The 20,125-nt window shown below is 69.0% G+C and carries 17 protein-coding genes; 13 read left to right on the top strand and 4 right to left on the bottom strand.

Annotated elements, in window-relative coordinates:
* Positions 1–17 precede the first annotated feature (17 nt).
* On the bottom strand, positions 18–623 hold the full coding sequence (gene pdxH, locus AC2ITM_RS07950) for a pyridoxamine 5'-phosphate oxidase (RefSeq protein WP_486469278.1): 606 nt from the start codon (positions 621–623) through the stop codon (positions 18–20).
* Positions 624–754: 131 nt separating this feature from the next.
* Between pdxH and fabI the strand changes: the two genes are divergently transcribed.
* The 5 genes from fabI to AC2ITM_RS07925 all read left to right on the top strand — a co-directional run bounded on the left by fabI (position 755) and on the right by AC2ITM_RS07925 (position 6,293).
* Positions 755–1,561: an enoyl-ACP reductase FabI gene (fabI, locus tag AC2ITM_RS07945; protein ID WP_486469277.1), complete on the top strand. Its 807-nt coding sequence runs from the start codon at positions 755–757 to the stop codon at positions 1,559–1,561.
* 107 nt (positions 1,562–1,668) lie between these two features.
* A complete protein-coding gene (locus tag AC2ITM_RS07940) occupies positions 1,669–2,301 on the top strand; it encodes a LysE family translocator (protein WP_486469276.1) in 633 nt (210 codons plus the stop codon).
* 46 nt (positions 2,302–2,347) lie between these two features.
* A complete protein-coding gene (gene gpt, locus AC2ITM_RS07935; RefSeq protein ID WP_486469275.1) occupies positions 2,348–2,854 on the top strand; it encodes a xanthine phosphoribosyltransferase in 507 nt (168 codons plus the stop codon).
* Positions 2,855–3,115: 261 nt separating this feature from the next.
* Complete coding sequence (locus AC2ITM_RS07930; RefSeq protein ID WP_486469274.1) at positions 3,116–4,282, top strand: aminotransferase; 1,167 nt, start codon at positions 3,116–3,118, stop codon at positions 4,280–4,282.
* A gap of 154 nt (positions 4,283–4,436) precedes the next feature.
* The gene (locus AC2ITM_RS07925) at positions 4,437–6,293 is read left to right on the top strand and encodes a peptidyl-prolyl cis-trans isomerase (protein ID WP_486469273.1); all 1,857 of its coding nucleotides are present in this window, start codon (positions 4,437–4,439) and stop codon (positions 6,291–6,293) included.
* Between the two features lie 427 nt (positions 6,294–6,720).
* On the opposite strand, the gene AC2ITM_RS07920 is transcribed toward AC2ITM_RS07925, so the two are convergent.
* On the bottom strand, positions 6,721–8,184 hold the full coding sequence (locus AC2ITM_RS07920; RefSeq protein ID WP_486469272.1) for a hypothetical protein: 1,464 nt from the start codon (positions 8,182–8,184) through the stop codon (positions 6,721–6,723).
* 192 nt (positions 8,185–8,376) lie between these two features.
* Here AC2ITM_RS07920 and trpD point away from each other — a divergent pair, with 192 nt between their 5' ends.
* From trpD to lexA, 6 genes are all read left to right on the top strand, one after another.
* Positions 8,377–9,393, top strand: a complete 1,017-nt coding sequence (gene trpD / locus AC2ITM_RS07915; protein WP_486469271.1) for an anthranilate phosphoribosyltransferase — start codon at positions 8,377–8,379, stop codon at positions 9,391–9,393.
* A complete protein-coding gene (locus tag AC2ITM_RS07910) occupies positions 9,390–10,064 on the top strand; it encodes a uracil-DNA glycosylase (protein ID WP_486469270.1) in 675 nt (224 codons plus the stop codon). The genes trpD and AC2ITM_RS07910 overlap by 4 nt, the downstream gene beginning before the upstream one ends.
* The gene (trpC, locus tag AC2ITM_RS07905; protein WP_486469269.1) at positions 10,064–10,876 is read left to right on the top strand and encodes an indole-3-glycerol phosphate synthase TrpC; all 813 of its coding nucleotides are present in this window, start codon (positions 10,064–10,066) and stop codon (positions 10,874–10,876) included. The genes AC2ITM_RS07910 and trpC overlap by 1 nt, the downstream gene beginning before the upstream one ends.
* 1 nt (position 10,877) lies before the next feature.
* A complete protein-coding gene (moaC, locus tag AC2ITM_RS07900) occupies positions 10,878–11,351 on the top strand; it encodes a cyclic pyranopterin monophosphate synthase MoaC (RefSeq protein ID WP_486469268.1) in 474 nt (157 codons plus the stop codon).
* The gene (locus AC2ITM_RS07895; RefSeq protein ID WP_486469267.1) at positions 11,348–12,526 is read left to right on the top strand and encodes a molybdopterin molybdotransferase MoeA; all 1,179 of its coding nucleotides are present in this window, start codon (positions 11,348–11,350) and stop codon (positions 12,524–12,526) included. Before moaC ends, AC2ITM_RS07895 begins: the two co-directional genes overlap by 4 nt.
* 83 nt (positions 12,527–12,609) lie before the next feature.
* Positions 12,610–13,299, top strand: coding sequence for a transcriptional repressor LexA (lexA, locus tag AC2ITM_RS07890; protein WP_486469266.1), 690 nt, complete (start codon positions 12,610–12,612; stop codon positions 13,297–13,299).
* A gap of 803 nt (positions 13,300–14,102) precedes the next feature.
* Here the strand turns inward: lexA and AC2ITM_RS07885 are convergent.
* Entirely contained in the window at positions 14,103–16,169 is a 2,067-nt protein-coding gene (locus AC2ITM_RS07885) for a ComEC/Rec2 family competence protein (protein WP_486469265.1), read from the bottom strand.
* A gap of 79 nt (positions 16,170–16,248) precedes the next feature.
* Between AC2ITM_RS07885 and gltX the strand changes: the two genes are divergently transcribed.
* A complete protein-coding gene (gene gltX / locus AC2ITM_RS07880; protein WP_486469264.1) occupies positions 16,249–17,661 on the top strand; it encodes a glutamate--tRNA ligase in 1,413 nt (470 codons plus the stop codon).
* A 75-nt stretch (positions 17,662–17,736) separates the two neighbouring features.
* Positions 17,737–19,032 carry a citrate synthase gene (gene gltA, locus AC2ITM_RS07875; RefSeq protein WP_486469263.1) on the top strand — a complete coding sequence of 432 codons (1,296 nt, stop codon included), beginning with the start codon at positions 17,737–17,739 and terminating at the stop codon, positions 19,030–19,032.
* A 316-nt stretch (positions 19,033–19,348) separates the two neighbouring features.
* Here the strand turns inward: gltA and AC2ITM_RS07870 are convergent, their stop codons facing one another.
* On the bottom strand, positions 19,349–20,122 hold the full coding sequence (locus AC2ITM_RS07870) for an enoyl-CoA hydratase-related protein (protein WP_486469262.1): 774 nt from the start codon (positions 20,120–20,122) through the stop codon (positions 19,349–19,351).
* Between the last annotated feature and the right edge of the window lie 3 nt (positions 20,123–20,125).

Genomic DNA, 20,125 nt, shown 5'->3' with positions numbered 1-20,125 from the left:
CCGCGACAATTGCGGTTTCAGGGGTTGAGGCGACTAATCTTCCAATCCGCCGAGGTCTCCTCCCGAGTCCAACGGAACCGGTCATGCAACCGGAACGCACCGTCCGCCCAGAATTCGATCTCGACGGGTACCAACTCATACCCACCCCAGAACGGCGGACGCATGGGCGCCAAACCCTTCTGAGCCGTAACCTTGGCCACTTCCGCCATCAGCGCCGCCCGGGATTCCAGCGGACGGGACTGCTGCGACGCCCAGGCGCCCAAACGGGACTTGAGCGAGCGCGATGCGAAATAGGCATCGGCCTCTTTGCCATCAAACCGCGTTACCTGTCCCCGAACGCGAATCTGACGGCGCAAACTCTTCCAATGCATCACAAACGCCGCTTTGCCGCTCAGGTCAAGCTCGCCAGCCTTGGCGCTTTCATAATTTGTGTAAAAGATGAAACTACTTGCTGTAATTTCCTTCATCAAGACCATGCGCACATTCGGCAGGCCATTGCCATCCACGGTTGCAAGGGCGATGGCGTTGGGATCGTTGACTTCGCTCTGGGTGGCTTCGTCCAGCCACGTCTGCGCCAGGCGGAACGGATCCTCGCCGGCGAAAATCCCGCTGCGGTCCGACATCTGTGGTACTCCCGATAATGTCACCGGGGCGCCGGACCGGCGGCCCTGCCGCCCGCTAAGGCAGGCTTGAAGCGCCCCAGCCTATCGCTTAAGGGAGTTTGACCGAAAGTTACAGGGCGGAGAGCGCGACAATGGCAAACACCCTCATGGCTGGCAAACGCGGCCTGATCATGGGCCTGGCCAATGACAAATCGATTGCCTGGGGCATCGCGCAGGCGCTCGCCGATGCAGGCGCCGAACTGGCCTTCAGCTACATGGGCGACCAGTTCAAAAAGCGCGTCCTGCCGCTGGCAGAGCAGCTGGGCGTGGACAAGCTGTACGATTGCGACGTCTCTTCGGAACAGTCGATCGACGCCTGCTTCGAAGCGATCAAGGCCGACTGGGGCAGCATCGACTTCATCGTGCACGCGATCGGCTTCTCCGACAAGAACGAGCTGCGCGGCCGCTATGTCGATACCTCGCGGGCCAATTTCAACATGACGATGGACATCTCGGTCTATTCCTTCACGGCCGTCGCACAGCGCGCCGAGAAGCTGATGCCGAACGGTGGCTCGATGCTGACGCTGACCTATTACGGCGCCGAACAGGTGATGCCGCATTACAACGTCATGGGCATCGCCAAGGCCGCGCTGGAAGCGTCGGTCAAATACCTGGCCGAAGACCTGGGCAAGGACGGCATCCGCGTCAACGCGATCTCGGCCGGCCCGATCAAGACGCTGGCGGCCTCGGGCATCGGCGATTTCCGCTACATCCTGAAATGGAACGAGCTGAACTCGCCGCTGCGCCGCAACGTGACCACGACCGATGTCGGCAAGTCGGCCCTCTATCTGCTGTCGGACCTCGCATCGGGCGTCACCGGCGAGAACCTGCACGTCGATTCGGGCTATCACATCGTCGGCATGAAGGCCGTCGACGCCCCCGATATCGACAAGAGCTGACCCCGCGACCGGGTCCGCGACCCGGCGCCATCGCAGACACGGGGCCGCCCGGCAGACCCGCCGGGCGGCCCCTTTGCCGTCTGCCCCCTCCCCTCAAGAGCCCCCAGATGACCCAGATCCTGCTCACTGTCTTTGCCGTCCACCTGCTGGCCGCGATCTCGCCCGGACCGGCCGTGCTGATGACCATGCGCACCGCGATGACCGGAGGGATGCGCCGTGGCGCGGCCCATGCCGTGGGCATCGGCATCGGCGCGGTGATCTGGGCGGCAGCGGCGGTGCTGGGGCTGGCCACGCTGTTCCAGATCGCGCCCAAAGTGCTGATCGCGCTGCGGCTGATCGGCGCGCTCTACCTGCTGCACATGGCCTGGAAGATGTGGCGCGGCGCCGCCCGGCCGCTGCAGATCAGCGCCACCGAAGCGGCGGCAACGGCCACCCCGGCCGGCCCCCGCGCCCTGCTGCGCTGCACCCTGCGCGCCGTCCTCACCCAGCTTTCCAACCCCAAGGGGGCGATCTTCTTCGGCGCCGTCTTCGTCACTCTGGTGCCGCATGACGCCTCCGCGGGCCTTTTTGCCGCGATCCTCGCGGTGGTCTTCGCCAACGAGGTCGCCTGGAACCTGCTCGTGGCAAGGATTTTCTCGCTTGAACGCACCCGTGCAGGTTATACACGTCTCAAGTCCCCGATCGACCGCGTCCTGGGCACGCTTCTGGCCGGCCTCGGCCTGAAGATCGCCGCCTTCTGACCACCGGCCCGCAAGACCAAACGCAAGAAAAAGAAGAGAGACCGCCATGACCGACCGCCTGCCCCACGAGAAGGGCTTCCATGTCTCCTGGGACCAGATCCACCGCGACGCCCGCGCCCTTGCCTGGCGCCTCGACGGCCAGGGCCCGCTGGAAGGCGGCGCCTGGAAGGCCGTGGTCGCCATCACCCGCGGCGGCATGGCGCCGGCGATGATCATCTCGCGCGAACTCGACATCCGCACCGTCGACACGATCTCGGTCAAAAGCTACGACCACCAGACCCAGTCGGCCGCCCATGTGCTCAAAAGCCCCGACGCGGCGATCATGGGCGACGGCACCGGCATCCTGGTGATCGACGATCTGGTCGACTCGGGCCGCACGCTGGAACTGGTGCGCTCGATCTACCCGAAGGCACATTTCGCCACCGTCTACGCGAAACCCAAGGGCAAGCCCCAGGTCGACAGCTACATCACCGAAGTGTCGCAGGACACCTGGATCTTCTTCCCCTGGGACATGGCGCTGCAATACGTCGAACCCTTCCGCGGCACCGTCTGACACGCCGCCTCCCGCATCAGGGCGCCCCGGTCTCCGGCGGCGCCCTGTTCATTTTCTTGTCCCAAATACCTCGGGGGAGGCGGCGCAGCCGCCGGGGGCAGAGCCCCCACACCGCCCAAGCCCCCCACACTGCCCCCCCGGCACGACCCGCCCATATCACCGCCCTTCCGCCACGTCGCCCCGCCCCGCGCCACCGCCGCGCCTCTTCCGGCGCCGCGCCCCCGCTGCTAGCCTCACGCCCGAATATCCCCGGAGAGCGCCATGACCCCCACCCGTACCGCCGCCACCTTTGCCCCCCCGGTGATGGAGGCCCGCCGCTGGATCGCAGGCCTCACCTTCCCGGGGGACCGCCCGCTCATCAACGTCAGCCAGGCCGCCCCCGTGGCCGCCCCGCCGCCCGCCCTGCGCGCCGCCATGGCGGGCTTCCTCGAAGACACCGAAACCCATCTCTACGGGCCGGTCCTGGGTCTTCCGGCCCTGCGCGCGCGCATCGCCTCCGACTGGTCCGCCGCCTATGGCGGGCAGATCGCCCCCGATCAGGTCGCCGTCACGGCAGGCTGCAACCAGGCCTTCTGCGCCACGATCTTTGCCCTGACCCGGGAAGGCGACGAGGTCATCCTGCCGACGCCGTGGTATTTCAACCACAAGATGTGGCTCGACATGTCGGGCGTCCGCGCCGTGCCTCTGGCAACGGGTGCCGACATGCTGCCCGATCCCGAAGCCGCCGCCGCCCTGATCACCGATCGCACCCGCGCCATCGTCCTCGTAACCCCCAACAACCCCACCGGCGCCGAATATCCGCCCGACCTGATCGCCGCCTTCCGCGACCTGACCCGCGCCCGCGGCCTGCGGCTGATCGTCGATGAAACCTATCGCGACTTCCATTCCGAACCCGGCGCCCCGCATGACCTCTTTGCCGATCCCGACTGGGATGACGTGCTGATCCAGCTCTATTCCTTCTCCAAGGCCTACCGGCTGACCGGCCACCGCACCGGCGCCATCATCGCCAACCCCGCCCTGCTGGCCGAGATCGAGCGCTTCCAGGACTGCGTGGCGATCTGCGCCCCCACCTTCGGCCAGCGCGCCGCCCTCTGGGGGATGGAGAACCTCTCGCAATGGCTTGCCGGCGAACGAGCCGAGATCCTGTCGCGCCGCGCCGCCGTGCTGGCCGCCCGCGACCGGCTGGCGGATGCCGGCTGGACCCTGCATGGGGCGGGCGCCTATTTCGCCTATCTCTCGCATGGCCGCGCCGGTGTTTCCTCGGCCGATCTGGCCCCGGCGCTGGTGCGCGAGAAGGGCATCCTGATGCTGCCCGGCACCATGTTCAACCCCGCGGACGATGCCGCGGGCGCGGCCCAGATGCGGGTGGCCTTCGCCAATCTCGATGTCGCGGGCATCGAAGCCTTCGTCGCGCGCCTGACCGCCTGAGCGGATCGTGAAACCGGCAGGACCCGGGCCGCTTGCCCCCTCCTGCCTCAGGCTTTAACAAGAGCCGACCTCGCCGGGGCCCCCGCCCCGGCGCAACCATACAGGCGGCCTCCGGCGGACCCCCGCGGGCCGCGACACAAGCGGAGGAAACCGCATGGCGGCCAAGAAGAAGTCGAAGTCCACCACCCTGGTCTGGGCGCTGATGCTGTTGCTGATCGTCGGCCTGGGTGGCTTTGGCGCGACCAATTTCAGCGGCACGGTCACCAATATCGGCAAGGTCGGCGACAAGCCGATCCGCGCCTCGGCCTATGTCAACGCCGTGCAGAGCCAGATGAACAGCATCGGCCAGCAGATGGGCAACCAGCTGACCTTCCAGCAGGCACAGATGTTCGGCATCCCCAATGCCGCGATCACGCAGCTGGTCGAACAGCGCGCCCTGGATGTCGAGGCCGAAAAGGTCGGCCTGTCGGTGGGCGATGCCAATGTCGCCAAGCAGATCGAACAGATCCAGGCGTTCCACGGCCTCGACGGCAAGTTCAGCCGCGACAATTACAACGAGGCGCTCAAGCGCGTCGGGCTGAAGCAGGCGGATTTCGAATCCGACCTGCGTGACGAAAGCGCCCGCTCGATCCTGCAAAGTGCCATCGTGACCTCGGCCAAGATGCCCGAGACCTACGCCAAGACGCTGGCCAGCTACATCGGCCAGACCCGCGCGGTGACCTATGGCGTGCTGACCTCCGAGGATCTGAAGGCCACCGTGCCCTCGCCCACGGATGATCAGCTGCAGGCCTATTACAAGGACCACATCGCCGATTTCACCGATCCCGAGAAAAAGCGCATCACCTATGTGATGCTGTCGCCCGACAGCCTGCTGGACGAGGTCCATGTCGACCAGGCCAACATCGATGCCGAATACGACAAGCGCAAGGACGAGTTCGAAAAGCCCGAACGCCGTCTGGTCGAACGGCTGGTCTTCCCCGATGCGGCCTCGGCCCAGGCGGCCAAGGCGAAACTGGATGACGGCAGCGCCGATTTCGACGCGCTGGTCAAGGACCGTGGCCTGCAGCTGTCGGATATCGACATGGGCGACGTGACCAAGGACCAGCTGACCACCAAGGCGGCGGGCGATGCGGTCTTTGCCGCCAAGTCCGACAGCGTCGTGGGCCCGGTGCAGACGGGCCTGGGGCCGGCGCTGTTCCGCATCAACGGCATCCTGGCGGCCGACACCACGCCGCGCGCCGAGGCCGACAAGCAGATCCGCGAGGAACTGGCCCAGGACGCCGCCCGCCGTGCCGTCGCCGCCAAGCAAAGCACCCTGGAAGACGACCTGGCCGGGGGCGCGACGCTGGAGGACCTGGCCAAGGACAGCAAGATGCAGCTGCAGTCGATCGACTGGTACAAGGGCATGACCGACGGCATCGCGGCCTATTCGGGCTTCGGCACCGAGGCCGCCAAGCTGACCAAGGACGACTACCCCGAGATCAAGACGCTGGATGACGGCTCGATCTACGCGATGCGCCTCGACAAGGACGTGCCCGCCGCAGCCCAGCCCTTCGACGACGTGAAGACCAAGGTCGCCGCCGCCTGGACCAAGGCCCAGACGATGAAGGCGCTGGATGCCCAGGCCCAGGACATGGTCAAGCAGATGACGGCGGGCAGCCTGACGCTGGATGCCTCGGGGCTGCAGCTGGCCACCGAAACCGACGTGGCGCGCAACGGCTCGGTCGCGGGCACGCCCGATGGCTTCAACGCTGCCGTCTTCGCCATGAAGAAGGGCGCATACAAGGTCCTCGACGATGACGAGCGGGTGCTGATCATCCGCCTCGACAGCGTGGCCGAGCCCGCCGAGACCGATCCCGATGCCCAGCAGATGGTGGCCTCGATCGACAGCCAGGTGTCCAGCTCGCTGGCGCAGGATCTGTACCAGGCCTATGTCACCGACGTGCGCAACCGCGTCGACGTGAAGATCAACGAAGATGCGGTGAAGGCGGTGAACGGCCGTTTCCGCTGATCCGCGCCGCGTTCGAACAGGAAAGGCCGGCTGCCTCGCAGCCGGCCTTTTTCATTGGAACCCGGTGACCGTTCCTGCGGCCGTTGCGGTCGCTGCCGCCCTGCAGCACTCGGACGGCCAGGGTTTTCGGCGTGTCACCGGGGATCGATATCCACCATGGGTCCGCACAGGCGAAGGGTGTGGCGGCTGCGCTGCTATGGCGCCCTGCATGGGTCCTGCGCGGGGGTGAGAGCATCGAAACGTCCGCTTCACCGGGGGGGCCGCGCCGCGTAAGGCAGCGTTCCGGTCCGGGCTGCGGCCCGGAACGCGGTCCAGATCAGCGCGCCTGCAAGGGGACGCCCCACAGCATCAGGACATGGCTTGCGTCAGGACGTGGCTTTCGCGCCCCCCTTGCTTTCAGAAGGCTGCGCGCCTGCCCGAGCCGCGCCTAGGGCCGCGCCAGAAGCTGCGACACCGGAACCAGCTGGACGGCCCTTGCGGCGGGCGACAGCCCCCAGGCCAGCAGCGCCGCCAGCGTTTCCCCGTCAAGGGGCAGCTGCACCACCGTACCCGCCGCACCGGCCAGCGCCGCCGCTCCGGCCGGGTCCGAGGCGCGTTCCATGCGGGCTTGCGGCAGATGCCCCGCCCGCGCCGCCTGCGCCAGCGCATCCTCCTGGGACCACAGCAGCCCATGGCCACTGGCCGCCAGCAGATCCGCCAGGCCCGAGGGCAGATCGCCCGGCGCGGCCTCGGCCAGGGCGACGGCGGCGGGCAGCGCGCTGCGCCAGCCGCGGAAGGCCTCAAGGGGATCCCCGTCCGTCTTCGGCGCCCGGATGACGACCTCCAGCCCGATCTGCCGGGCCAGCTGCATCGGCCCGGGCGTGCCTGGCGACAGGGCCACGGACAGCGGTCCGGGGAAGGCGCGCAGGGCGTTCAGATCGGGCGCACCAGGCCCCGCGACCAGCAGCAGCGCCAGCATCGGACGCCCGTCCGGGGCGACATGGGGCGCGGCATTGGCCTGCCAGGCGGGGGGTGCGACGGGACGATCGGCGGCCAGCTGCGGCAGGGGGTCGGCGGGGCTCGGAGGTGTGCCGGGCCCGGGCAGCGACGGCAGCGCCACATCGGGGCGCAGGGCGGCCTTCGGGGCGGGCGGCAGCGGCTGGGCCGGGGTCGCGGCCTCCGACAGGCTTGTCTGGGGCGCGGCGCGGGGCAGCGCCGCCTCGGCCGGGGGGGCCGAAAGGCCCGCGAGCCGCGCAGCCCCGGCGCCAGCGGCCGGCTGGACCGGCGCTGCCTGCGCAACCGCGGGCCCTTTGCCTTGCTCCACGTCCGTCCCCGTATCTGACCCCGTGGCCAAAGCCGCCGGAGCGGCGATGCGCAGCCCCGGCACGCTGCGCGGCAGGGCCTGGGGCGCGGGGGGCGCGGCCGGACGGGCCGCCAGCACCGGAGTATCCGTACCGGGCTGCGGCACGGCCGGGGCCTGCACGGGGGCCGTCGTCTCGATCTGGTCGGGGGTGACGGCAATGGTCGCCCCCGGCGCCGCTGCCCGCGCCGCCGCAAGGCCCGAGGGCGGTGCCTCGGGCGCCAGAACCACCTTGTCCGGCCCGGCGGTCCCGGGCCCGGTTCCGTCCGTCACGGCGACGGGGTTCGGCGCTGCCACGCCCGGGGCCTTGGGGGGCGTCACGGGGGAAACCACGGGGGACGCTTCGGGGGCGGGCCTGGCTGCGACGCCAGGCTGCGGCCCCGCGCCATCGGGCCCGGCATGGGCCGCCACGGCGCTCTCGATACCGCGCCGGATGTAGCCCACCTGGGGCATGCCGCTCAGCCCTCCGGCCAGCACCGCCACGCCCAGCAGCGTGCCCCATCCCAAACCGCTGCGAAACCCGGCGCTGAACCCGCTGGCCATCCCTGTCATACCTCTCTGCCCGGGGCCTCGCGGCCCGGGTCCTGCCTTCCCTGCCGTCAGCGCCTCTTGACGCTGCCGGGCTGGCGCGGGATCAATGCCCCGCAGCCGGCCGACCGCGGCCTGCGCTGCGGGGTCGGAAAACTATAACACCTTATCCGCCCGGAAAAAGAGGCCCCCACCCGAGACAGGGAAGGAAGACAGATGTCCGATGCCATCAAGCCGCTGATCGCCGCCGCCGCGGACCGCCCGCTGAGCGCCGCCGAGGCCGAGCAGGCCTTCACCATCCTGTTCGAGGGCGAAGCAACCCCCGCACAGATCGGCGGGCTGCTGATGGCGCTGCGCACCCGCGGCGAGACGGTCGACGAATATGCCGCCGCCGCCGCCGTGATGCGGCGCAAGTGCAAGAAGGTCACGGCCCCCGCGGGCGCCATCGACATCGTGGGCACCGGCGGCGACGGCAAGGGCACGCTGAACATCTCGACCGCGACGGCCTTCGTGGTGGCGGGCGCGGGCGTGCCGGTGGCCAAGCACGGCAACCGCAACCTGTCGTCGAAATCGGGATCCGCGGATGCGCTTGGCCAGATGGGCGTCAACGTCATGGTCGGCCCCGAGGTGGTCGAGCGCGCCTTTGCCGAGGCCGGCATCGCCTTCATGATGGCCCCGATGCACCACCCGGCGATGGCCCATGTCGGCCCCGCCCGGGTCGAACTGGGCACCCGGACGATCTTCAACATCCTGGGGCCGCTGACCAACCCCGCGGGCGTCAAGCGCCAGCTGACCGGCGCCTTCAACGCCCAGGTCATCCGGCCGATGGCGGAAACGCTGGGCAAGCTCGGCTCGGAAAAGGCCTGGCTGGTGCATGGCTCGGACGGCACGGACGAGCTGACGATCACCGGCATCAGCTGGATCGCCGCGCTGGAGGAAGACGGCCAGGTCCGCGAGTTCGAGCTGCACCCCGAGGATGCGGGCCTGCCCGTGCATCCGTTCGAAGCCATCGTCGGCGGCACTCCGGCCGAGAACGGCCAGGCCATGCGCCGCCTGATGCAGGGCGAACACTCTGCCTATCGCGACGCGGTGATCCTGAATTCGGCCGCCGCGATCGTCGTTGCGGGCCGCACCCTTGACCTGAAGGAGGCCGCCGCCATGGCTGCCCAGTCCATCGACAGCGGCAAGGCCATGGCCTGCATCGAGGCCCTCGCCCGCGTGACCGCAGCGTGAGCGAACCCCTGCCGCCTGACGCATGGTCCGCCCTGCCGTTTTTCGCCGAGGATTACCCCGCGATCGCCGCCGCCCTTGCCGCCGAAACCCGGCAGATCCTGCCCCCCGCCCACCAGCGCTTTGCCGCGCTGCAGGCGGCCGCACCCGATGACGTGCGGGTGGTGATCCTGGGCCAGGACCCCTATCCGACGCCCGGCCATGCCCATGGGCTGGCCTTTTCGGCCGAGGCCGATGTGCGGCCTCTGCCGCGCTCTCTGGGCAATATCTACAAGGAGATGCAGGCGGATCTGGGCGCCTGTCCGCCCGATGCGGACCTGCATTTCTGGGCCGAACAGGGCGTCTTGCTGCTGAACACGGCGCTGTCGGTTCCGGCGGGCGAGGCCGGGGCGCACGCGAAACTGGGCTGGTCGAAACTGACCGCGCAGGTGCTGGAGCGCCTCTCGGACCGGCCGCGCGCCTTCGTGCTGTGGGGCAAGCCCGCGCAGGGCTTTGCGAAACACATTCGCGCCCTAAATGGTGATCGCGATCACCTGATCCTGACTTGCGCCCATCCCTCGCCCCTCTCGGCGCGGCGGGGTTTTTTCGGCTCACGACCATTTTCAAAGGTCAACGAGTGGCTTAAGGCAGGGGGTGACACGCCGATCAACTGGACGCACCCCGGAGGACGCTGATGAGCGAAACGGTTCTGGACCGCATCAAGGCCTACAAGCTTGAGGAGGTTGCCGCCGACAAGGACAAGACGCCCCTGTCGGAGGTCGAGGACGCCGCCCGCGCCGCAGATCACGTCCGCCCCTTCGCCAAGGCCCTGCTGGAGGCGTCGAAGACCGGCTACGGCCTGATCGCCGAGGTCAAGAAGGCCTCGCCTTCCAAGGGTCTGATCCGGCCCGATTTCGATCCCGCCACCATTGCCGCCGCCTACGAGGCCGGTGGCGCGACCTGCCTGTCGGTGCTGACCGACACGCCCTCGTTCCAGGGCGACAAGCAGTTCCTGGTCGAGGCGCGCGAGGCCTGCGCCCTGCCCGTGCTGCGCAAGGATTTCATGTACGACCCCTATCAGGTCACCGAGGCCCGTGCCCTTGGCGCCGACTGCATCCTGATCATCATGGCCTCGGTCAGCGATGCCCAGGCCCGCGAGCTGGAGCATTGCGCCCAGACCTGGAAGATGGATGCCCTGATCGAGGTCCATAACGAGGAAGAGCTGGAGCGCGCCTCGGCGCTGGAAAGCCGGTTGATCGGGGTGAACAACCGCGATCTGAAGACCTTCGAGACCTCTCTCGACAACACCCGCCGGCTGGCGCGGATGGTGCCCGAGGACCGGATCATCGTCTCGGAAAGCGGTCTTTACACGCCGCAGGACCTGGCCGACATGGCGCTGTATGGCGCGCGCTGCTTCCTGATCGGCGAAAGCCTGATGCGGCAGGCGGATGTCGAACAGGCCACCCGCGACCTGCTGCGCGATGCCTCGGCCGGGCGGGTGATGTAGGATGGCGCTGACCCATTTCGACGGCAAGGGCGATGCCCACATGGTCGACGTCTCGGAGAAACCCGTGACGGCGCGCATCGCCACTGCCGCCGCATGGGTCCGTATGCTGCCCGAGACGCTGGCGCTGATCACCTCGGGCGAGGCCAAGAAGGGCGACGTGGCGGGGGTTGCGCGGCTGGCGGGGATCATGGGGGCCAAGAAGACCTCGGATCTGATCCCGCTGTGCCATCCGCTGCCGATTTCCAAGGTCACGGTGCAGATCACCCCCGATCCCGACCTGCCGGGCCTGCGGATCGAGGCCACCGTCAAGACCACCGGCCAGACCGGCGTCGAGATGGAGGCGCTGACCGCGGCCTCGACCGCGGCGCTGACGGTCTACGATATGGTGAAGGCCGCAGATCGCGGCATGGAGATCGGCGGCCTGCGGGTGCTGCTGAAGGACGGCGGCAAGTCCGGCCGCTACGAAGCCCCGTGATCGCCGTCGCCGAAGCCCTTGCCGCGCTGATGGATCTGGCCCGCCCCCTGGGCACCGAGGTCATCCCCCTGCGTCAGGCCGCCGGCCGCGTGCTGGCCGAGGATGCGGTGGCGCGCCGCGACCAACCGCCCTTCGACGGCTCGGCCATGGATGGCTATGCGGTGCGCTCCGAAGATGCCCGCCCCGGCACCACCCTGACCGTGATCGGCGAAAGCGCCGCCGGGCACCGGTTCACGGGCAGGCTGGGTCCGGGTCAGGCGGTGCGCATCTTCACCGGCGCCCCGGTGCCGCAGGGCGCGGGCCATGTGGTGATCCAGGAAGATGTCGCGCGCGACGGGGACCGCATCACCATCACCGACCGCCTGGGCGAGGGCACCAACATCCGCCCCGCGGGCGGCGATTTCCGCATCGGCGACCGCCTGGCCGCGCCGCGCCGCCTGACGCCGCGCGACGTGGCGCTGCTGGCCTCGATGAACATTCCGCAGGTCCGGGTGGCGCGCGCGCCGCAGGTGGCGCTGATGTCGACGGGGGACGAGCTGGTCCTGCCCGGCGACACCCCCGGCCCCGACCAGATCATCGTGTCGAACACCTTCGGGCTGGATGCGCTGTTCCGCGCCGCGGGCGCCGTGCCGCGGATGCTGCCCATCGCGCGCGACACCCGCGACAGCCTGCGCGCCACGTTCGATCTGGCCCGCGATGCCGATCTGATCGTCACCATCGGTGGCGCCTCGGTGGGCGATCATGATCTGGTGGCCCCGGTGGCCGCCGAACTGGGCCTGGAACAAAGCTTCTACAAGGTCGCCATGCGGCCCGGCAAACCGCTGATGGCGGGGCGCATGGGCGCGGACGGGCCGATGATGATCGGGTTGCCCGGCAATCCGGTCTCGGCCATGGTCTGCGGCACGATCTTCGTTGCCCCGGTGCTGGAGGCGATGCAGGGCCTGTCGCCCGCCGCCCGCCCCCGGATGACCGCCCGGCTGACCCATGACCTGCCCGCCAACGGCCCGCGCGAACATTACATGCGTGCCCGCGTCGAGGGCGGCGCGATCACCATCTTCCCCAGTCAGGACAGCTCGCTCCTGACGCTGCTGGCCCAGGCCAATGCCCTGGCTGTGCGCCCGCCCGGCGCCCCCGCGCTGCCCCCCGGCGCCGAGGTCGACTGGATCGCCTTCTGAACGCTTGCGGAACAAGACGCTATCCCGTTGACACAAAACAGGAACGGCGGTAGAACATCCCCAAGCAAAACAAGGAGTGGCGGATGCTTACACGGAAACAGCTCGACCTGCTGGAATTCATCCACGAGCGGATGCAGCAGGACGGCGTGCCGCCCTCCTTCGACGAGATGAAAGAGGCACTGGACCTGCGCTCGAAATCCGGCATCCACCGGCTGATCACGGCGCTCGAGGAACGCGGCTTCATCCGCCGCCTGGCGCACCGCGCCCGCGCGATCGAGATCATCAAACTGCCCGAGGCCCTGGGCAACAAGGCCGCTGCCAAGGCAGAAGCCGCCAAGGCCGAGCCCCCCCAGCCCGCCGCCCCCGAACCCCGCTTCGAGGACGCCGCAGCACTTGAGCTGCCGGTGATGGGCCGCATCGCCGCCGGCGTGCCGATTGCCGCCATCAGCGAGGTGGCGCGCCATGTCGCGGTGCCGGGCTCGATGCTGTCGCGCAACGGCACCCATTTCGCGCTGGAAGTATCGGGGGACTCGATGGTCGAGGCCGGGATCAACGACGGCGACGTGGTGATCATCCGCGAGACCTCCAGCGCCAATGACGGTGACATCGTGGTGGCGCTGGTCGAGGACCAGGAAGCGACGCTGAAGCGGCTCTACCGCCGGTCCGGCAAGGTGGAGCTGGTGGCCGCCAACCCCGCCTACGAGACCCGCATCCTGCCCGCCGACAAGGTCCGCGTGCAGGGTCGCCTGGTCGGGCTGATCCGCACCTACTGAAGACAACGGTTGCGGCCGGGCGGATTGCCCGGCCGTTTTCCTGTGGCCCTTCCGCGCGGGGATCCGACCGGTCATCGGGACCGGCGCCCCCTGGAAATCCGCGCGCGCCCTAGCCCCTTCGGCCCACCGGAACGTCCCGCCCGGCCGGAAGCCCGGAGCCGACAGGGCCGACAGGGCCGACAGGGCCGACAGGGCCGACAGGGCCGACAGGGCCGACAGGGCCGACAGGGCCGACAGGGCCGACAGGGCCGACAGGGCCGACAGGGCCGACAGGGCCGACAGGGCCGACAGGGCCGACAGGGCCGACAGGGCCGACAGGGCCGACAGGGCCGACAGGGCCGACAGGGCCGAGAAGCCTTGTTCTGCCACCCGCCGCAAGGCTCATCCCCAACTTTTCTCTCCCGCGCCGCGCCCCGCTCGTCCGCCTCCGGCTCCTATAGAACCGGCCCGCCCCCTATGCCCGATCCAGGTGCCCGATCCAGGTGCCCGATCCAGGTGCCCGATGGGGCAATCCGTTCTGCCGGCCGCGCGCAAGCCCCATCTGACAGGCTGGCCGCGCGCGCCCCGCCTGATCCCCCCCCCCCGCGCCTCTCATGGCGGCCTGACACGCCCGAAGGCCTCATCCCGGGCGAAGGCCTTGCCGGGATCCGGACCTCAGGGGCGGCAGGTCAGCGCCGGTCCGCCGCCTGCGAAAACCGCACAAGCCGATGCCGGGCGATCCGGCCCCCCGGAGCCTGCCCCCCCGGGGCCGCCCGCCATCGCGAGGGCCGATCAGCGGTCACCCTGCGCCACAGCAGGGGCCTTTACTGCGCCGCCGCCCGCGTGCTGCGCCCCCACCTCAGGTCCGCCACCTGCACCGCCAGCCCCGGCAGATCGGGGCTGTTCCACATCCGCCTGCCCGCCCGTTCGCGCACCGTCTCCAGGCGGTGGGTCTCGGGCCAGTAGGCGATGGCGCCGGTCGTCCTCAGCTGCGCGGGATCGAGGATCGTGCAGCCCTCGGCCCCCGTCGCCAATGCCGCCGGAACGTTCAGCACCAGCAGTTCTCCGGCGTGGCAGGGCCCCTCGGCGGCAGCGGCGCGCTTGCCCGTGGCGTGGCGCACCGGCGGATCGGCAGGCCAGCGCAGGGCGGCCTCGGCCTGCGGGGCGGGATCTGCGTCGTTCTCCAGCCAGATCGCGGCGACGAAGCTTTCCGAACGCTCGCGGCTGAGGCCCCGGCCCGCAGGCGTCAGGATCCCCACCAGCCCGCCCGTGTCCGAGATCAGCACCGGCGGGCGGTCCGCCTGGGTCCACAGCAGGAAGGCCGCCGCCACCGGCCCGACCCCCAGAAACCGCGCCCGGCCCCGCCACAGCACCGCCCAGAGGGCCCCCAGCACCATCACCGGCAGCACCAGCCCCGGCGGCGCCATCACCATGCCGCGCGCGCCCTTCAGCCCCGCGACCCAATGCGCCACCCCCAGGATCCAGTCGAGGCCCAGCCCCATGACCCACATTGCCGGCGCCTCCAGCCCCAGCGGCATCAGCAGCACAGAAACAAAGCCCGCCGGGATCACCACCGTTCCCATCACCGGCACCGACAGCAGGTTCGCCACCAGCCCGTAATGGGCGATCTGGTTGAACTGAGCGGCGGCCACCGGCGCCGTCGCCAGCCCCGCCACCCCCGAGGACAAAACCAGCGTCAGCGCCCGGCCCCGCCAGCCGCGGAACTGCCAGGCCAGATCCCGGAAGGCGCCGAAGATCGCCACCAGCGCGATGGTGGCCGCGAAGGACATCTGAAAGCCCGGCGACAGCAGCGCCTCGGGGCGCATCAGCAGCACCACCACCGCCGCCAGCGCCACCCCCCGCATCGAGATCGCCCGGCGCAGCGCCATCACCCCCACCAGCGCCATCGCCACCATGACATAGGCGCGTTCCGTCGCGATGGCCCCGCCCGACAGCATCAGGTAGCCGGTGGCGGCCACCAGCGCCAGACCCGCCGCCAGCGGCTTCACCGGTGCATAAAGCGCGATGCGCCGCGACAGCACCAGAAGCCGGCGCGCCGCCATGAAGACGAACCCCGCCAGCAGCCCCATGTGCAGCCCCGAGATCGCCAGCAGATGCGCCAGGTTCGACACCCGCAGCGCCAGCAGCGTCTGCTGCCCCATCCCCGAGCGATCCCCCGCCACCACCGCCGCGGCAAAGGCCCCCGCCTCGCCCGGCAGACCGGCGCGGAAGCGTTCCGCCAACGCCATGCGCAGCCGGAACAGCCGCAGCGCCCCCGGCTCGGGCGGTTCAAGCAGCATCAGCGGCACCGAGGTATAGCCGACACCCCCCAGGCGCTGGAACCAGGCGTGGCGCTGGAAATCAAAGCCGCCGGGCTCGGCCGGGCCGGCGGGGGCGGAAAGATGCGCCGTGGTCATCACCAGCGCGCCCGGCAGGGGCTGCGTGCCCTCGGGCCCATGCAAGGAAATCCGCACCCGCGCGGGCGTGCGCGCGGGATCCATCCGGTCCAGCCGCACCCGGTCCAGCGTCAGCCGCACCGCATCCGAGGCCGAACGGTCGATGGCAATGATGCGCCCCTCGACCGGGCCGTAATAGCGAAATCCCAGCACCGGGCCCGCCACCCGATCGGCCCGCCAGGCCGCCAGCAGCCCGCCGCACAGCACCAGCGCCAGCCCCAGCACCAGCGGTTGCACCGCCAGCGGCAGCCGCACCGACACCGCCACCAGCAGCACCGCAAGCGCCGCCAGCAGGATCAGGGGACCCAGGCGCGGCTCTTGCGGCAGGGCAAAGAAGATCCCGATCCCGGTCCCCAGGGCCACCGGAACCCAGCAAAACAGGTGTCCGCGCTGTTCCAGCAGGGCTCCGGCCATCACGGCAGCTGTCCGGCGCACTTGTCTCCCCTCCGGCCCGCCTTTATTCAAGGTCCGAACGCTACTCGGCGCTTGGTTAAGCAAAAGTTAGGATTACCCCGTGACTGGACAGGTCGTCACCCGTTTCGCCCCCTCGCCCACCGGCTACCTGCATATCGGCGGCGCGCGTACCGCCCTGTTCAACTGGCTTTATGCCCGCGGCCGCGGCGGCAAGTTCCTGCTGCGGATCGAGGACACCGACCGCGCGCGCTCGACCCCGGAGGCCACCCAGGCGATCATCGAGGGCCTGCAATGGCTGGGCCTCGACCATGACGGAGAGATCGTCAGCCAGTTCGACCGCGCGCCGCGCCACCGCGAGGTCGCGCTGGAGATGATGTCGCGCGGCATGGCCTACAAGTGCTTCTCGACCCAGGAGGAAATCGAGGCCTTCCGCGAGAAGGCCCGGGAAGAGAAACGCTCGACCCTGTTCCGCTCGCCCTGGCGCGATGCCGATCCGGCGACCTACCCCGACGCGCCCTACGTGATCCGCCTGAAGACCCCCGAGGAAGGCGTCACCGCCATCCGCGACGAGGTCCAGGGCGAGGTGACGATCCGCAACGACCAGCTGGACGACATGGTGCTGCTGCGCTCGGACGGCACGCCGGTCTACATGCTGGCGGTGGTGGTCGATGACCACGACATGGGCGTCAACACGGTGATCCGGGGCGACGACCACCTGAACAACGCCGCGCGCCAGATGGGCATCTACACCGCCATGGGGTGGGATCTGCCGACCTATGCCCACATCCCGCTGATCCACGGCCCCGACGGCAAGAAGCTGTCGAAGCGTCACGGCGCCCTGGGTGTCGAGGAATACCGCGACATGGGCTATCCGGCGGCGGGGATGCGCAATTACCTCGCGCGGCTGGGCTGGAGCCATGGCGACGACGAATTCTTCAGCGACGCCCAGGCGCAGGAATGGTTCGGCTTCGCGGGCATGGGCAAGTCTCCGGCGCGGTTCGATTTCAAGAAACTGGCCAATATCTGCGGCCAGCACATTGCCGCAACCGGGGACTCTGCGCTGCTGCATGAACTGCAGGCGTTCCTCTCTGCGACCCATCAGCCGGACCCGGGTCAGGCAAAAATTTCTTTGCTGGAAGCGGCTATGCCATTCCTCAAGGAACGCGCGAAGACTTTCCCGGAACTAATTGATAAAGCACATTTCTGCCTGGCCTCCCGGCCCATAGAATGTGACGACAAGGCGGCCGCTGCCCTCGATAGTGTATCCCGCGGTATACTGGGTGAATTGACGCCGCATCTGCAAAGTGCTAGCTGGACCCGACAAGAGTTGGAGGGTGTTCTGAATGCTTTCGCCGAAGCGCGGGAGATCAAATTCGGTCAGCTGGCCGCACCTCTCCGCGCCGCGTTGGCTGGACGCAGCGCCACTCCGAGTGTCATCGACATGATGCTGGTTCTCGGCCGCGAGGAGACGATCCTTCGCCTCGGGGACACCACAGGGACCGGAGCGTCTTAACTCCTCGTTGAGACGCCCGAAATAATCAGGGCACCGGTGCGCCCGGTGCGGGAAAAGAGGAAGGGAAATCCACGAATGTCTGAAACGAACAAGACTGCGAAGATCACGCTCGGCGAGCAGAGCTACGAGTTCCCGGTTCTGTCCCCCTCCGTGGGCCCGGACGTGATCGATATCCGCAAGCTCTATGCCACCACCGGCATGTTCACCTACGACCCGAGCTTCACCTCGACCGCGTCCTGCGACAGCGCCATCACCTATATCGACGGTGAAAAGGGCGAGCTGCTGCACCGGGGCTACCCGATCGACCAGCTGGCGTCGAAATCCCACTACCTCGAAGTCTGCTACCTGCTGCTCTACGGCGCGCTGCCGAACGCCGCCGAGCTGGAAGATTTCGAAAGCCGCGTGACCACCCACACGATGGTCCACGAGCAGATGCACCGCTTCTTCACCGGCTACCGCCGCGACGCCCACCCGATGGCGATCATGGTCGGTACCGTGGGGGCGATGTCCGCCTTCTACCACGACAGCACCGACATCAACGATCCCTGGCAGCGCGAGGTCGCCTCGATCCGCCTGATCGCCAAGATGCCGACGATCGCCGCCATGGCCTACAAGTACACGATCGGCCAGCCCTTCGTGTACCCGCGCAATGACCTCGACTATGCGTCGAACTTCCTGCGCATGTGCTTTGCCGTCCCGGCCGAGGAATACCAGGTGAACCCGATCCTGGCGCGCGCCATGGACCGCATCTTCACCCTGCACGCCGATCACGAGCAGAACGCCTCGACCTCGACCGTGCGCCTGGCGTCCTCCTCGGGGGCGAACCCCTTCGCCTGCATCGCGGCCGGCATCGCCTGCCTCTGGGGCCCGGCCCACGGCGGCGCCAACCAGGCCTGCCTGGAAATGCTGCGCGAAATCGGCACCGTGGATCGCATCCCCGAGTTCATCGCCCGCGCCAAGGACAAGAACGATCCGTTCCGCCTGATGGGCTTTGGCCACCGCGTCTACAAGAACTTCGACCCGCGCGCCAAGGTGATGGCCGAGTCCGCGAAAGAAGTGCTGGAACTGCTGGGCGTGGAAAACAACCCCACCCTGCAGGTCGCGCAGGAACTGGAACGCCAGGCCCTGGCGGACCCCTACTTTGCAGAGAAGAAGCTGTTCCCGAACGTCGACTTCTACTCGGGCATCATCCTGGAGGCCATGGGCTTCCCGACCTCGATGTTCACCCCGATCTTCGCGCTGTCGCGCACCATCGGCTGGATCTCGCAGTGGAAAGAGATGATCGAAGAGCCCGGCATGCGCATCGGTCGTCCCCGCCAGCTCTACATCGGCGAGACGCTGCGCGACTACGTCGACGTGGAAAACCGCTGACCGGAAGGCCTCCGCGCAGCGGTGGCCTGACCGGAAAGGGCGGCGCTCGATGCGCCGCCCTTTTCGCATTCCGGCCGCTCTCATTACTGCGGCTCGCATTCCGGCCGCTCGCATTACTGCGGCTCGCATTCCGGCCGCTCGCATGTCGGACGTTCCCGTGTCGGCCGCCCATATGTCTGCATTTCATGTTCCGGCCGACCGCGCTGGCATGTCCCCCACCACGGGCCAGAGCCGTCGGCCCCTTGGTTGACCGCCGCTCGCCCTGCTGGCCCGAACCCGGGCAGCAGGCACATCGCCTGCCCGGCGACGCAGCGTCTCAGCGCCCTTCAAAACGCGGCGGGCGTTTTCCCAGAAAGGCCCGCAGCCCCTCGCGGAAATCCTCCGTATCGCCACAGATCCCCTGGGCACGCGCCTCGGCCGCCATCTGCGCCTCCATATCCCGCGACAGGCTGTCCCGCATCAGCGCCCGGATCTGCAGATAGGCCTGCGTCGGCCCCCGCGCCAGGGTCTCGGCCCGGGCCTGCCAGCAGGCCTCGAACGCGGCATCCGGCACCGCCTCCCAGATCATCCCCCAGTCGACCGCCTGCCGGGCCGGGATGCGCTCGGCAAAAAGCGCGGCCCCCATCGCCCGCGCCAACCCCACCTGCCGCGGCAGGACCCAGCTGACCCCGGCATCCGGCACTAGCCCGATGCCCGCAAAGGCCAGGCTCAGCCAGGCGCTCTCGGCGGCAATCACCACGTCGGCGGCCAGCGCAAGGCTCGCCCCTGCGCCCGCCGCCGCCCCGTTCAGCGCCGCGATCACCGGCCGCGGAGTCTCTCGGATCGCGCGGATCATCGGCAGGTATTCCTCTTGCAGGATGCGCTGCAGATCCGGCCCCGCCAGATCACCGCCATCCCCCAGATCCTGCCCCGAGCAGAAGGCCCGCCCGGTTCCGGTGATCACCAGCACCCGCACCGTATCGGGCAGCCCGGTCACCGCGGCCGTGATCGCGGCCCGCATCGGGGCATTCAGCGCGTTCAGCACCTCGGGCCGGTGCAGCCGCAGCACGGCCACCGGCCCGGTGATCTCCAGTTGAATGGTCTCGGTCATGGC

Source organism: Pseudooceanicola sp. NS-SX9 (assembly GCF_057380705.1).
Note: the sequence above shows the minus strand (reverse complement) of the source record. Positions and strands in the feature narration are given on the sequence as shown.

Coding starts and splice junctions, on each gene's coding strand:
- moaC (WP_486469268.1), top strand. CDS start 10,878: ATGGCGCTGACCCATTTCGACGGCAAGGGCGATGCCCACATGGTCGAC.
- gltA (WP_486469263.1), top strand. CDS start 17,737: ATGTCTGAAACGAACAAGACTGCGAAGATCACGCTCGGCGAGCAGAGC.
- trpC (WP_486469269.1), top strand. CDS start 10,064: ATGAGCGAAACGGTTCTGGACCGCATCAAGGCCTACAAGCTTGAGGAG.
- AC2ITM_RS07930 (WP_486469274.1), top strand. CDS start 3,116: ATGACCCCCACCCGTACCGCCGCCACCTTTGCCCCCCCGGTGATGGAG.
- AC2ITM_RS07870 (WP_486469262.1), bottom strand. CDS start 20,122: ATGACCGAGACCATTCAACTGGAGATCACCGGGCCGGTGGCCGTGCTG.
- trpD (WP_486469271.1), top strand. CDS start 8,377: ATGTCCGATGCCATCAAGCCGCTGATCGCCGCCGCCGCGGACCGCCCG.
- gpt (WP_486469275.1), top strand. CDS start 2,348: ATGACCGACCGCCTGCCCCACGAGAAGGGCTTCCATGTCTCCTGGGAC.
- AC2ITM_RS07940 (WP_486469276.1), top strand. CDS start 1,669: ATGACCCAGATCCTGCTCACTGTCTTTGCCGTCCACCTGCTGGCCGCG.
- pdxH (WP_486469278.1), bottom strand. CDS start 623: ATGTCGGACCGCAGCGGGATTTTCGCCGGCGAGGATCCGTTCCGCCTG.
- fabI (WP_486469277.1), top strand. CDS start 755: ATGGCAAACACCCTCATGGCTGGCAAACGCGGCCTGATCATGGGCCTG.
- lexA (WP_486469266.1), top strand. CDS start 12,610: ATGCTTACACGGAAACAGCTCGACCTGCTGGAATTCATCCACGAGCGG.
- AC2ITM_RS07925 (WP_486469273.1), top strand. CDS start 4,437: ATGGCGGCCAAGAAGAAGTCGAAGTCCACCACCCTGGTCTGGGCGCTG.
- AC2ITM_RS07920 (WP_486469272.1), bottom strand. CDS start 8,184: ATGACAGGGATGGCCAGCGGGTTCAGCGCCGGGTTTCGCAGCGGTTTG.